The sequence below is a fragment of the Cupriavidus sp. R6-3 genome (assembly GCF_059772245.1).
The window spans coordinates 1-13677 of sequence record NZ_JCBAJO010000130.1; the positions used below are offsets into that span (position 1 = coordinate 1).

At 68.4% G+C, this 13677-nt stretch carries 8 protein-coding genes and 1 pseudogene; 7 read left to right on the plus strand and 2 right to left on the minus strand.

Annotation, left to right across the window (positions count from 1 at the left end):
* A partial coding sequence (locus AC6EI8_RS17750) for a hypothetical protein (RefSeq protein ID WP_498382515.1) occupies positions 1-300 on the minus strand: 300 nt, incomplete at its 3' end.
* A gap of 4 nt (positions 301-304) precedes the next feature.
* Here AC6EI8_RS17750 and AC6EI8_RS17755 point away from each other — a divergent pair.
* The 7 genes and pseudogenes from AC6EI8_RS17755 to AC6EI8_RS17785 all read left to right on the plus strand — a co-directional run.
* Positions 305-1708, plus strand: a pseudogene (locus AC6EI8_RS17755) (type IV pilus secretin PilQ); the annotation flags it as partial.
* A gap of 227 nt (positions 1709-1935) precedes the next feature.
* Entirely contained in the window at positions 1936-2553 is a 618-nt protein-coding gene (locus AC6EI8_RS17760; RefSeq protein WP_149319768.1) for a shikimate kinase, read from the plus strand.
* Positions 2540-3646, plus strand: coding sequence for a 3-dehydroquinate synthase (gene aroB / locus AC6EI8_RS17765; protein WP_149319725.1), 1107 nt, complete (start codon positions 2540-2542; stop codon positions 3644-3646). Before AC6EI8_RS17760 ends, aroB begins: the two co-directional genes overlap by 14 nt.
* A 60-nt stretch (positions 3647-3706) precedes the next feature.
* Positions 3707-4843, plus strand: coding sequence for a deoxyguanosinetriphosphate triphosphohydrolase (locus AC6EI8_RS17770; protein WP_149319724.1), 1137 nt, complete (start codon positions 3707-3709; stop codon positions 4841-4843).
* 220 nt (positions 4844-5063) lie between these two features.
* On the plus strand, positions 5064-5780 hold the full coding sequence (locus tag AC6EI8_RS17775) for a transposase (RefSeq protein ID WP_150082618.1): 717 nt from the start codon (positions 5064-5066) through the stop codon (positions 5778-5780).
* Positions 5781-6280: 500 nt separating this feature from the next.
* Positions 6281-10984 carry a glutamate synthase-related protein gene (locus tag AC6EI8_RS17780; RefSeq protein WP_498382517.1) on the plus strand — a complete coding sequence of 1568 codons (4704 nt, stop codon included), beginning with the start codon at positions 6281-6283 and terminating at the stop codon, positions 10982-10984.
* A gap of 137 nt (positions 10985-11121) precedes the next feature.
* Positions 11122-12585 carry a glutamate synthase subunit beta gene (locus tag AC6EI8_RS17785; RefSeq protein ID WP_149319722.1) on the plus strand — a complete coding sequence of 488 codons (1464 nt, stop codon included), beginning with the start codon at positions 11122-11124 and terminating at the stop codon, positions 12583-12585.
* Positions 12586-12654: 69 nt separating this feature from the next.
* On the opposite strand, the gene AC6EI8_RS17790 is transcribed toward AC6EI8_RS17785, so the two are convergent.
* Positions 12655-13185 carry a GNAT family N-acetyltransferase gene (locus tag AC6EI8_RS17790; protein WP_498382516.1) on the minus strand — a complete coding sequence of 177 codons (531 nt, stop codon included), beginning with the start codon at positions 13183-13185 and terminating at the stop codon, positions 12655-12657.
* Positions 13186-13677 lie beyond the last annotated feature (492 nt).

A 13677-nucleotide genomic window follows, 5' to 3' on the forward strand; every position in this document is an offset into this window, starting at 1 on the left:
GCCCGTACCCGCGCCCACCACGTCCACCACAACCGCCACAACCGCCACAACCGCCACAACCGCCACAACCGCCACAACCGCCACGGCCGCCACGGCCGCCACAACCGCCACAACCGCCACAACCGCCACAACCGCCACAACCGCCACAACCGCCACGACCGCCACAACCGCCACGACCGCCACGACCGCCACGACCGCCACGACTGCCACGACCGCCACGACCGCCACGGCCGCCACGACCGTCAGACCCACAACGGCCACAACGCCCGCGTCGCGGCCCGCCGCCGCGGCTTCACCCATGCGCGACCGCCTGTCCCTCAATTTCCAGCGCGTCGATATCCGCGCCCTGCTGCAGGTATTCGCCGATTTCACCGACCTGAACGTGGTGGCCAGCGACAGCGTGCAGGGCAATCTGACGCTGCGGCTCAGGGACGTGCCGTGGGAGCAGGCGCTGCGGATCGTGCTCGATGCGAAGGGGTTGGCGTCGCGGCGCGAGGGCAATGTGCTGTGGGTCGCGCCGCGCGCGGAGCTGGCGGCGCGGGACAGGCAGGAGCTGGAGGCGCGGCAGCAGCTGGCAGATCTCGAGCCGGTCGGCAGCCAGGTGTTCCAGCTGAACTACCAGCGCGCCGACGATGTTCGCCGGCTGCTGCTCGGGAGCGGACCCGGCGCAGCCGTGGCGGGACACGGCCCCTATGGCGGATCGCACGGGCATGGCGCGCCTGCGGGCACATCGATTGGCACATCGGTTGGCGCGTCGATGGGCACGTCGGTCGGCACATCCGCTGGCGCATCGGCGGGGCGCCTGCTGTCCCGCCGCGGCAGCCTGACGGCGGACGCCCGCACCAACCAGCTGTTCGTCTCCGACCTGCCCGAGCGGCTGCAGCAGATCGCCGCCTTTCTGGCGCGTATCGACGTGCCGGTGCGCCAGGTCATCATCGAGGCCCGCATCGTCGAGGCCGACGACAAGTTCAGCCGCAATCTGGGCGTCAAGCTGGGCTTTGCCGCGCAGTACGGGCGCGGCCGCGTCGCCGATACCTGGACCGACGTGCTGCCCGGCGCGGCCGGCGAGCCCGGGCCCTTGCTCAGTCTGCCGGCCGGCGCGCTGCATGGCGCCGACCCGGGCCATCTGGCGGTCAGCCTGTTCAACAGCGCGGCCAGCCGTTTCGTTGCGCTGGAGCTGTCCGCGCTGGAGGCGGACGGCAAGGGCAAGATCGTCTCGAGCCCGCGCGTGGTGACCACCAACAATATCAAGGCGCTGATCGAGCAGGGCACGGAGCTGCCCTATCAGGCGGCCACCTCCAGCGGCGCGACCTCGGTGCAGTTTCGCAAGGCCAACCTGAAGCTGGAGGTAACGCCGCAGATCACGCCCGAGGGCCAGGTGCTGCTGGACGTCGACGTCAGCAAGGACAGCGTTGGGGTGCAGACCACGCAGGGCTTCGCCATCGACACCAGGCACGTGCAGACCCAGGTGCTGCTCGAGAACGGCGGCACCGCGGTGATTGGCGGCATCTATACGCGCGCCGAGCGCGGCGATGTCGCCAAGGTGCCGCTGCTGGGCGATATCCCGGTGCTCGGCCGGCTGTTCGGCAGCCGCTCGGTCTGGCGTGATCGCACCGAGTTGCTGGTCTTCCTGACCCCACGCATCCTGCGCGATGCCGTCGCGCCGGCACGGGGCCATTCGGGCGCCCCGTTCGGCGGGATGCAGTAGACTGAGGCCCGCAAATGCAGCGGCGGCGCCGGCATGCGGCAGGATCGGGCGATTTTCGCCGGGGATTTGCCTTCCGCGCCGGCCCCGCGCCTGCACGGGTCTTGCCCCGCCGGGCCCGACATAAGAAGATGATGCCGTTTCCAACCCGCGAGCCGCCTGCAGAGCGCCGATCGGCTCGCCGCGAATCCGTGACCGCTTCCCGTCCGAACCTTTTTTTCGTCGGCCTGATGGGCGCCGGCAAGACCACTGTCGGCCGCACCGTGGCCCGCCGCCTCGGCTATGCCTTCGTCGATTCCGACCATGAGATCGAGGCGCGCTGCGGCGTGCGCATCCCGGTGATCTTCGATCATGAAGGGGAGAGCGGCTTTCGCGACCGCGAGGCGCAGATGATCGACGAGCTGACGCAGCGCGAGCGCATCGTGCTCGCGACCGGCGGCGGCGCGGTGCTGCGGCCCGAGAACCGCAGCCGGCTGAAGGCGCGCGGCACGGTGGTCTATCTGCGCGCCAGCCCGCACGACCTGTGGCTGCGCACGCGGCACGACCGCAACCGCCCGCTGCTGCAGACGCAGGATCCGAAGGGGCGTCTCGAGGCGCTGTACGCCGAGCGCGACCCGCTCTATCGCGAGGTCGCCGATTTCGTCATCGAGACCGGCAAGCCCTCGGTAGCGCAGCTTGCTAATATGGTGCTGATGCAACTCGAGATGTCCGGCTGGATCGCCGCGGCCGGCGGCAACGATATCCACGGCGACGCCCGGAGCGATGTCCGCGGCGACGGCGCCAGCGATCCCCACCACGATGCCGACATCGAGCCGGCGCAAGATACCAAGACCGATGATCACGCTTGAAGTCGACCTGGGAGAGCGCAGCTATCCCATCCATATCGGCGCCGGCCTGCTCGACCGCGCCGACCTGCTGGCCCCGCATGTCCGTGGCCGCCACGCCGTCATTGTCACCAACGAGACCGTGGGCCCGCTGTACGCGGCGCGGGTCGAGGCCACGCTGACCGGCCTGGGCAAGATCGTGCGCACGGTGACCCTGCCCGACGGCGAGTCCTTCAAGCACTGGCAGACGCTGAACCTGATCTTCGATGCGCTGCTCGGCGCCGGGGCCGACCGCAAGACCACGCTGATCGCGCTGGGCGGCGGCGTGGTCGGCGACATGACCGGGTTTGCCGCGGCCTGCTACATGCGCGGCGTGCCCTTCGTGCAGATGCCCACCACGCTGCTGGCCCAGGTCGATTCGTCGGTGGGCGGCAAGACCGGCATCAACCATCCGCTCGGCAAGAACATGATCGGCGCCTTCCACCAGCCGCAGGCGGTGATCGCCGATATCGGCACGCTGAAGACGCTGCCGCCGCGCGAACTGGCCGCGGGCCTGGCCGAGGTGATCAAGCATGGCGCGATCGCCGACGCGGACTACTTCGCCTGGATCGAGCAGCATATCGGCGCGCTCAACGCCTGCGACGCCGACATGTTGGCGCTGGCGGTGCAGCGCTCCTGCGAGATCAAGGCCGCGGTGGTGGCCGCCGACGAGCGCGAGGGCGGCATCCGCGCCACGCTCAATTTCGGCCATACCTTCGGCCATGCGATCGAGGCCGGCATGGGCTACGGCGAGTGGCTGCACGGCGAGGCGGTGGGCTGCGGCATGGTGATGGCCGCGGACCTGTCGCTGCGGCTGGGCTTCATCGACATCGAGACGCGCTCGCGCATCGAGCGGCTGGTGGCCGCCGCGATGCTGCCGGTGGTGGCGCCCGACCTGGGCGTGGACCGCTATATCGAGCTGATGAAGGTCGACAAGAAGGCGGAGGCCGGCCAGATCAAGTTCATCCTGCTCAGGAAGCTCGGCGAGGCGCTGATCACCAGCGTGCCCGATGCCGACCTGCGCGCCACGCTGCAGCACGCCGTATTGAAACGTCCCGTCGAGGCACCGGTCGCGTAAGCGGTCGGCCATGCCTCGCAACCCTCAGACGATGCCCGCATCGCCCAACCGGATTGCCGCATGACCGACCTCGAAAGCCATCTCGCCCCCTATGCCGCGCACTCGGCGCAGTCGCGCGGGCGTGTCCATGTCGAACCGGCGTCGTCCTCGCGCAGCGAGTTCCAGCGCGACCGCGACCGCGTGATCCACAGCACCGCGTTCCGCCGGCTCGAATACAAGACGCAGGTGTTCGTCAACCACGAGGGCGACCTGTTTCGCACGCGGCTGACGCACAGCCTCGAGGTGGCGCAGATCGCGCGCTCGATCGCCCGCAACCTGCGGCTGAACGAGGACCTGGTCGAGGCCATCTCGCTGGCGCACGACCTCGGCCACACGCCGTTCGGCCACGCCGGCCAGGATGCGCTGAACGCCTGCATGAAGAACCACGGCGGCTTCGAGCACAACCTGCAGAGCCTGCTGGTGGTGGACGAGCTGGAGGAGCGCTACGGCGGCTTCAACGGCCTGAACCTGACCTTCGAGACGCGCGAGGGCATCCTCAAACATTGCTCGCGCGTCAACGCCGCCGCGCTGGGCGAGCTGGGGCGGCGCTTTCTCGAAGGCACGCAGCCGTCGCTGGAGGCGCAGCTGGCGAATCTGGCCGACGAGATCGCCTACAACAACCACGACATCGACGACGGGCTGCGCTCGGGACTGCTGACGCTGGAGCAGATGGACGAGGTGCCGATGTGGGGCCGCCATCGCGCGGAGGTCATGGCGGCCTATCCGGGCATCAACGGCCGCCGGATGATCAACGAGACGGTCCGCCGGATGATCAACACGCTGATCGTCGACCTGATCGAGACGACCCAGCGCAATATCGCCGCCGCCCGGCCGGCCGATATCGACGCGGTGCGCGCGGCGGGTCCGCTGGTCGCCTTCAGCCCCGCGGTCAGGGAGGAGGCGCAGGCCCTCAAGCGCTTCCTGTTCCGCCATCTGTACCGCCACTACCTGGTGATGCGGATGTCGGCCAAGGCCCAGCGCATCATCAGCGACCTGTTCGAGGCTTTCATGGGGGACCCGCGCCTGCTGCCGCCCCAGTACCAGGCGTCCCATGGCGGCGACCAGCCGCGGCTGATCGCGCACTACATCGCCGGCATGACGGACCGCTACGCGATCCGCGAGCATCGGCGGATGTTTGCGGTCGGCGAGCAGAACTGACGACCCGCCACCAAGCCCGCGCACCAAGCCCGCGTACCGAGGCCGGGCACCAAGCCCGCGCCCCAAGCCCGCGCCCCAAGCCCGCGCCCCAAGCCCGCGTACTTAGCCCGGGCACCAAGCCCGCGCCCCAAGCCCAGCAGCTCGCGCACACCAGGTCCGCGCATCAGAAAATAGGGACAGATCAGTTATCATCGCGCCATCGCTCTGACACGATGGCGCCATGGCACGACTTCCCCGCTTCTCCCCGACCGGCCTGCCGGCACTGGTGTTGCAACGTGGCAACAACCGCCAGCCGGTCTTCCTGGGCCCCGACGACTACCGCTTTTACCTCGACTGCCTGCGCATGGCGGCGCGCGAGCACGATCTGGCGGTGCATGCCTATGGGCTGCGGCCCAACCATATCCATCTGGTAGCGACGCCGCGCCGCGACGACGCGCTCAGCCTGACCATGCAGGCGGTGGGCCGCCGCTACGCCCGTTACTTCAATCGCGTGGCCAACCGCACCGGCACGCTGTGGGAAGGGCGCTTCCGCTCGGCGGTGCTGGAGCCGGATGCCTGGATGCTGCCGGCCATGCTCTACGTCGAAGGCAACGCCGTACGGGCGGGCGAGGCCAACACGCCGGACGAGGACCGATGGAGCAGCCACCGCCATCACGTCGGCCTGGAGGCGAGCCCCTTTGTGAGCGATCACTCCGCCTACTGGGCGCTCGGCAACACGCCGTTCGAGCGCCAGTCGCGTTACCAATCGCTGGCGGCGGAAGGGCTGTCGTCGTCCACGCTGGCCGTGCTGCGCAAGCACGCGCACAGCGGCTGGCCGCTGGGCAGCGAAGCCTTCCTGCGCGGCCTGGAACGGCATGCGGAACGGCGTGTGCAGCCGCTGCCGAAGGGGCGGCCGAAGCGTGCGTCGGCCGAACCCGATGCTGCGGAAGCGTCATGATTCGTGCCTGTCGACGGCGGCCGATGGCGGCCGCGATAGCGGTCTGCGGCAGCGGTGGGCGGTTCCATGGCATGCGCAATGGCGATGCCGCATCCGCCCCGAAATGGTGCAATACTAATGTGTCCCCACTTAATGACCATCACCAAAACAGGGCATGGATTAATATGATCTGACCCCATTTTATTTTTTTGCGGGCCTCGAACGATTCTTTTATATTTGCTCCACCCACATTCATTGTGCGGCGCGTCACGTCCTGTGTACGCCGCTGCGGTCCCCTTCGCTGCCCACCACGTCCGTCCGGACTGCACGCGAACGCCGTTCCGGCCGATGCCACGCGAGGCGCGCTGCCCTCACCGGAATCGAAGCCCGTGGACCAATCGCAAATCCCGCCGGCCGAGCAGGCCCAGTCGCTGATGGCCCAGCAATCGGCCCAGCAAACGGCCCAGCAACCGACCCCGCAACTGGCCGAAGCGCCCGCCGGGCGCCCGCAGGCGCAAGGCATGTACGACCCCGCCAACGAGCATGACGCCTGCGGCGTCGGCATGGTCGCCCATATCAAGGGCAAGAAGAGCCACGAGATCGTCCTGCAGGGCCTGAAGATCCTGGAGAACCTGGATCACCGCGGCGCGGTGGGCGCGGACCACCTGATGGGCGACGGCGCGGGCATCCTGATCCAGATTCCCGACCAGTTCTATCGCGAGGAAATGGCGAAGCAGGGCGTGACCCTGCCGCCGGCCGGCGAGTACGGCGTCGGCATGATCTTCCTGCCGAAGGAACACGCCTCGCGCCTGGCCTGCGAACAGGAGCTCGAGCGCACCGTCCGCCTGGAAGGCCAGGTCGTGCTGGGCTGGCGCGACGTGCCGGTCGACGCGACCATGCCGATGTCGCCGACCGTGCGCAAGACCGAGCCGGTGATCCGCCAGATCTTCATCGGCCGCGGCCGCGACATCATGACGACGGACGCGCTGGAGCGGAAGCTGTACGTGATCCGCAAGACCGCGAGCCACGCCATCCAGGCGCTCAAGCTCAAGCACGGCAAGGAATACTTCGTGCCGTCGATGTCGGCGCGCACCGTGGTCTACAAGGGCCTGCTGCTGGCCAACCAGGTCGGCCAGTACTACCGCGACCTGCAGGACCCGCGCGCCGTGTCGGCGCTGGCGCTGGTCCACCAACGCTTCTCGACCAACACCTTCCCGGCCTGGGAGCTGGCGCACCCGTACCGGATGGTCGCCCACAACGGCGAAATCAACACCGTCAAGGGCAACGTCAACTGGATCAACGCGCGTACCGGCGCGATCTCGTCGCCGGTGCTGGGCGACGACCTGCCCAAGCTGTGGCCGCTGATCTATCCGGGCCAGTCCGATACCGCGTCGTTCGACAACTGCCTCGAGCTGCTGACGATGGCCGGCTATCCGCTGGTCCACGCGATGATGATGATGATTCCGGAAGCGTGGGAGCAGCACACGCTGATGGACGACAACCGTCGCGCCTTCTACGAATACCACGCCGCGATGATGGAGCCGTGGGACGGCCCCGCGGCCATCTGCTTCACCGACGGCCGCCAGATCGGCGCGACGCTGGACCGCAACGGCCTGCGTCCGGCGCGCTTCTACGTGACCGAGGACGACGTCGTGGTGCTGGCCTCCGAGGCCGGCGTGCTGCCGTTCCCCGAGTCGCGCGTGGTGCAGAAGTGGCGCCTGCAGCCGGGCAAGATGTTCCTGATCGACATGGAGCAGGGCCGCATCATCGACGACAAGGAACTGAAGGACAACCTGGCCAACGCCAAGCCCTACAAGAGCTGGATCGACGCCGTGCGCATCAAGCTCGACGAGATCGACGCGAAGCCGGAAGACGTCGCCTCCGAGGCCAAGCCCGCCGCCAAGCTGCTGGACCGCCAGCAGGCGTTCGGCTTCACGCAGGAGGACGTCAAGTTCCTGATGGCGCCGATGGCGCTGTCCGGCGAAGAGGCGACCGGCTCGATGGGCAACGACTCGCCGCTGGCGGTGCTGTCGTCGAAGAACAAGACGCTGTACCACTACTTCAAGCAGCTGTTCGCCCAGGTCACCAACCCGCCGATCGATCCGATCCGCGAGAACATGGTGATGTCGCTGGTGTCCTTCATCGGGCCGAAGCCGAACCTGCTCGAGCTGAACAACATCAACCCGCCGATGCGCCTCGAAGTGTCCCAGCCGGTGCTGGACTTCAAGGACATCGCCAAGATCCGCAACATCGAGCACTACACCGGCGGCAAGTTCCGCTCGTACGAGCTCGACATCTGCTATCCCGCCGAGTGGGGCAAGGAAGGCATCGAGGCGCGCCTGGCCTCGCTGTGCGCCGAGGCCGTCGACGCGGTGAAGTCGGGCTACAACATCCTGATCGTGTCGGACCGCCGCGTCGATCCGTCGCACGTCGCGATCCCGGCGCTGCTGGCCACCTCGGCCATCCACCATCACCTGGTGGAGAAGGGCCTGCGCACGTCCACCGGCCTGGTGGTCGAGACCGGCTCGGCGCGCGAGGTCCATCACTTCGCGCTGCTGGCCGGCTACGGCGCCGAGGCGGTGCATCCGTACCTGGCGATGGAAACGCTGGCCGAGATGGCCGGCGGCCTGTCGGGCGACCTGTCGGCCGAGAAGGCGATCAAGAACTTCATCAAGGCGATCGGCAAGGGTCTGCAGAAGGTGATGTCCAAGATGGGCATCTCGACCTACATGTCGTACACCGGCGCGCAGATCTTCGAGGCCATCGGCCTGTCGCGCGAGCTGGTGCAGAAGTACTTCCACGGGACCGCGTCGAACGTCGAGGGCATCGGCATCTTCGAGGTCGCCGAGGAAGCGCTGCGCCTGCACCGCGACGCCTTCGGCGACAGCCCGGTGTTGGAGAACATGCTCGACGCCGGCGGCGAATATGCCTTCCGCATCCGCGGCGAAGAGCATATGTGGACCCCGGACTCGATCGCCAAGCTGCAGCACTCGGTGCGCGCCAACGAGGGCCAGGGCGCCTACCAGACCTACAAGGAATACGCGAACCTGATCAACGACCAGAGCCGCCGCCACATGACGCTGCGCGGCCTGTTCGAGTTCAAGGTCGATCCGGCCAGGGCGATTCCGCTGGAAGAAGTCGAGCCGGCCAAGGAAATCGTCAAGCGCTTCGCCACCGGCGCGATGTCGCTCGGCTCGATCTCGACCGAGGCGCACACCACGCTGGCGATCGCGATGAACCGCATCGGCGGCAAGTCGAACACCGGCGAGGGCGGCGAGGACGAGAAGCGCTACCGCAACGAGCTGCGCGGCATTCCGATCAAGAACGGCGACACGCTCAAGAGCCTGCTCGGCGACGACGTGGTCGAGCGCGACATCGAGCTCAAGGACGGCGATTCGCTGCGCTCGAAGATCAAGCAGGTCGCCTCGGGCCGGTTCGGCGTGACCGCCGAATACCTGGCCTCGGCCGACCAGATCCAGATCAAGATGGCGCAGGGCGCCAAGCCCGGCGAGGGCGGCCAGCTGCCCGGCCACAAGGTGTCGGACTACATCGGCAAGCTGCGTTATTCGGTGCCGGGCGTCGGCCTGATCTCGCCGCCGCCGCACCACGACATCTATTCGATCGAGGATCTGGCGCAGCTGATCCACGACCTGAAGAACGTCAATCCGCAGGCCGACATCTCGGTCAAGCTGGTGTCCGAAGTGGGCGTCGGCACGGTCGCGGCCGGCGTGGCCAAGGCCAAGGCCGACCACGTGGTGATCGCCGGCCATGACGGCGGCACCGGCGCCTCGCCGTGGTCCTCGATCAAGCACGCCGGCACGCCGTGGGAGCTGGGCCTGGCCGAGACGCAGCAGACGCTGATGCTCAACGGCCTGCGCAACCGCATCCGCGTGCAGGCCGACGGCCAGATGAAGACGGGCCGCGACGTCGTGATCGGCGCGCTGCTGGGCGCGGACGAGTTCGGCTTCGCCACCGCGCCGCTGGTCGCCGAGGGCTGCATCATGATGCGCAAGTGCCATCTGAACACCTGCCCGGTCGGCGTCGCCACGCAGGATCCGGTGCTGCGCAAGAAATTCCAGGGCAAGCCCGAGCACGTCGTCAATTTCTTCTTCTTCGTCGCCGAGGAAGCGCGCGAGATCATGGCGCAGCTGGGCATCCGCAGCTTCGACGAGCTGATCGGCCGCGCCGACCTGCTCGACACCCGTGCCGGCATCGAGCACTGGAAGGCGCGCGGCCTGGACTTCTCGCGCATCTTCTACCAGCCGCCGTTCCCGGGCGACCAACCGCGTTTCCACACCGATACGCAGGATCACGGCCTGGCGCCGGAATCGGGCAAGGCGCTGGACCACGTGCTGATCGCCAAGTCGCGTGCGGCGATCGACAAGGGTGAGCGCGTGTCGTTCATCCAGCCGATCAAGAACGTCAACCGTACCGTCGGCGCGATGCTGTCGGGCGTGGTGGCGCGCCAGTACGGCCATGAAGGCCTGCCGGACGACACCATCCACATCCAGCTGCAGGGCACCGCGGGCCAGTCGTTCGGCGCGTTCCTGGCGCACGGCATCACGCTGGACCTGGTGGGCGACGCCAATGACTACGTCGGCAAGGGCCTGTCGGGCGGCCGCGTGATCGTGCGCACGCCGCACGAGTTCCGCGGCGATCCGACCCGCAACATCATCGTCGGCAATACCGTGCTGTACGGCGCGATCGCGGGCGAGGCCTTCTTCAACGGCGTGGCGGGCGAGCGCTTCGCGGTGCGCAACTCGGGCGCCGTCGCGGTGGTCGAGGGCACCGGCGACCATGGCTGCGAGTACATGACCGGCGGTACCGTGGTGGTGCTGGGCGCCACCGGCCGCAACTTCGCGGCCGGCATGTCGGGCGGCGTGGCCTACGTCTACGACGAGGACGGCCTGTTCGACAAGCGCTGCAACACCTCGATGGTCGCGCTTGAAGCAGTGCTGGGCGCCGCCGACCAGGAGAAGGGCCAGAGCGCGGCGAGTTGGCACAAGTTCGGCGGCAAGCGCCAGCTGGACGAGGTGATCCTGCGCGGCCTGATCGAGCAGCACTTCCGCTTCACCGGCTCGGAGCGCGCCAAGGCGCTGCTGTCGGACTGGACCACGGCGCGCCGCAAGTTCGTCAAGGTCTTCCCGACCGAGTACAAGCGGGCGCTGGGCGAGATGTACGCCAAGGAACAGGCCGCGCGCGACAGCGAGGCGATCGCCGCCTGAGGGCGGACACCGCAGCCGGGACGGCGAGGCGGCAACGGTGGCGAATCGCTGCCGCCGCGCCGTCCACCACACCACAATGACCTCACAACGGGGCGCGCGCATCGCGCTGCGCCCCGAGCACAACCCAAGGAAGCGACATGGGCAAGGCGACTGGCTTTCTCGAATTTCCGCGCCAGAGCGAGAGTTACGAACCGGCACCGAAGCGGGTCCGGCATTACAAGGAATTCGTATTCCGGCTGAGCGACAACGAAGCCAAGGTGCAGGGCGCGCGCTGCATGGACTGCGGCATCCCGTTCTGCAACAACGGCTGCCCGGTCAACAACATCATCCCCGACTTCAACGACCTGGTGTATCGCCAGGACTGGAAGTCGGCGATCGACGTGCTGCACCAGACCAACAACTTCCCCGAGTTCACCGGCCGCATCTGCCCGGCCCCCTGCGAGGCCGCCTGTACGCTGGGCATCAATGAAGATCCGGTCGGCATCAAGTCGATCGAGCGCGCGATCGGCGACAAGGCCTGGGAAGAGGATTGGGTCAAGCCGCAGCCGCCGGCGCACAAGACCGGCAAGACCGTGGCCGTGGTCGGCTCGGGCCCCGCGGGCCTGGCCGCCGCGCAGCAGCTGGCGCGCGCCGGCCACGACGTCACGGTGTTCGAGAAGAACGACCGCATCGGCGGCCTGCTGCGCTACGGCATCCCCGACTTCAAGCTGGAGAAGGCGCTGATCGACCGCCGCATGGCGCAGATGCAGGCCGAGGGCGTGACCTTCCGCGCCGGCGTGATGGTGACCGACGGCAAGCTGCCGGCAGGCATCAAGAACTACGCGAGCGAAACGATCTCGGCGCAGGAGCTGATGGACCAGTTCGACGCCGTCGTGCTGGCCGGCGGCGCCGAAGTGCCGCGCGATCTGCCGGTGCCGGGGCGCGACCTGCAGGGCGTGCATTTCGCGCTGGAATTCCTGATTCCGCAGAACAAGGAAGTGGCCGGCGACGGCCCCAACGAGATCCGCGCCGACGGCAAGCATGTCGTGGTGATCGGCGGCGGCGATACCGGCTCGGACTGCGTCGGCACCTCCAACCGCCATGGCGCGGTGTCGGTGACCCAGTTCGAACTGCTGCCGCAGCCGCCGGAGGAAGAGAACAAGCCGCTGGTGTGGCCGTACTGGCCGATCAAGCTGCGCACCTCGTCGTCGCACGAGGAAGGCTGCGAGCGCGACTGGTCGGTGGCGACCAAGGAATTCATCGGCGAGAACGGCAAGGTCACCGCACTGAAGGCCTGCCGCGTCGAATGGAAGGACGGCCGCATGCAGGAAGTGCCGGACAGCGAGTTCGTGCTGAAGGCCGACCTGGTGCTGCTGGCGATGGGCTTCACCAACCCGGTGGGCTCGATGCTGGAGGCGTTCGGCGTCGACACCGACGCGCGCAAGAACGCCAAGGCCTCGACCGAAGGCGAGCGCGCCTACTTCACCAATGTGCCGAAGGTGTTCGCCGCGGGCGACGTGCGGCGCGGCCAGTCGCTGGTGGTCTGGGCGATCCGCGAAGGCCGCCAGGCCGCGCGCTCGGTCGATGCCTTCCTGATGGGGCATTCGGAGCTGCCGCGCTGAAGTTGTTCTGTATCGTCCCTCTTCCGCAACGGGAGAGGGACGAATCCCCGGCGGCATCGCCCCGCGGGGCTACGCCCCGAGCTGCCTGCCCATCACCACCGCCCCTTCCCCATAGCGCGACAGCTTCGTCGCCGCTTCCCCGGCCAGCGCCACCGGCGCATACCCCAGCCCCTGCCACCAGCGCGCCGCGCTCTGTACCGCGATCAGCCGGGAGCAGCGCAGGCCGGCCTGCATCGCACCGTGCCTGGCCTTCTCGTACAGCCGTTTCGCCAGCCCTTGCCCCTGTCCGGCGGGTGTCACCGCCATGTCGTGGATGAACCAGGTCAGCGGCGTTTCGCCGGCCGCCGGGTCGTCATGCCGCAGCACGCCGTCGAGCGGGGGCAGCGTCTCGCGCGGCCATGGGTGGGTCAGCAGATAGGCGGCGAGCCGGCGCGGCGCCCCGGCGTGCGCGGCGACCCAGCACAGCGCCGGCGCCAGCGCCAGGCGGCTGGCCAGCGCGTCGGCCGATTCGATCAGTTCGGGGCGGTAGCACTGCGCCTGCACTGCCAGCACATCGGGCAGATCGGCCGCCGCCATCGGCCGCAACAGGAATTCGGACATGGCGCGGATTATAGGGCTCGGCAATCGGCGAGCCGCTTTGCAATGGACGACCGGTCCGCAACGGCCAACGCTTGGTACAAGGGACCGCTCCGCAACAGGGACCACTTCGCAACAGGGACCACTCCGCAACAGGGGCCACTCCGCAACAGGGGACCACTCCGCAACAGGGGACCACTCCGCAACAGGGGGCCACTCCGCAACCAGGCGGCCGCCCGATGTGCGTCGGGGTTGACCCGGCTATGGTTAACGCGGTCTGTGCTCGCCGGAACCGACTCCGTACAATCGTCCACAGCAAGAACAACGCTGCCTCGCTCACCCCTGTCTGCCAATCCAGGCGCCCCGCCAGCGCGGCGCCCCGGAGGATCTCGATGCCCGAAGTACGCATGCTTGCGCGGCTTTGGCGAGGTAAGGCGACGTTGCACTTCCCCGCCGTGACGGCGACCGGCGCGCGCACTGCGCGGCCGGGCGCGGCTTCCGGCCCCGGGCGCGCGG

Excerpts from the sequence above, each read along its gene's own strand:
- AC6EI8_RS17770 (WP_149319724.1), top strand. The coding sequence starts at position 3,707 with ATGACCGACCTCGAAAGCCATCTCGCCCCCTATGCCGCGCACTCGGCG.
- AC6EI8_RS17790 (WP_498382516.1), bottom strand. The coding sequence starts at position 13,185 with ATGTCCGAATTCCTGTTGCGGCCGATGGCGGCGGCCGATCTGCCCGAT.
- aroB (WP_149319725.1), top strand. The coding sequence starts at position 2,540 with ATGATCACGCTTGAAGTCGACCTGGGAGAGCGCAGCTATCCCATCCAT.
- AC6EI8_RS17780 (WP_498382517.1), top strand. The coding sequence starts at position 6,281 with ATGTACGACCCCGCCAACGAGCATGACGCCTGCGGCGTCGGCATGGTC.
- AC6EI8_RS17760 (WP_149319768.1), top strand. The coding sequence starts at position 1,936 with ATGGGCGCCGGCAAGACCACTGTCGGCCGCACCGTGGCCCGCCGCCTC.
- AC6EI8_RS17775 (WP_150082618.1), top strand. The coding sequence starts at position 5,064 with ATGGCACGACTTCCCCGCTTCTCCCCGACCGGCCTGCCGGCACTGGTG.
- AC6EI8_RS17785 (WP_149319722.1), top strand. The coding sequence starts at position 11,122 with ATGGGCAAGGCGACTGGCTTTCTCGAATTTCCGCGCCAGAGCGAGAGT.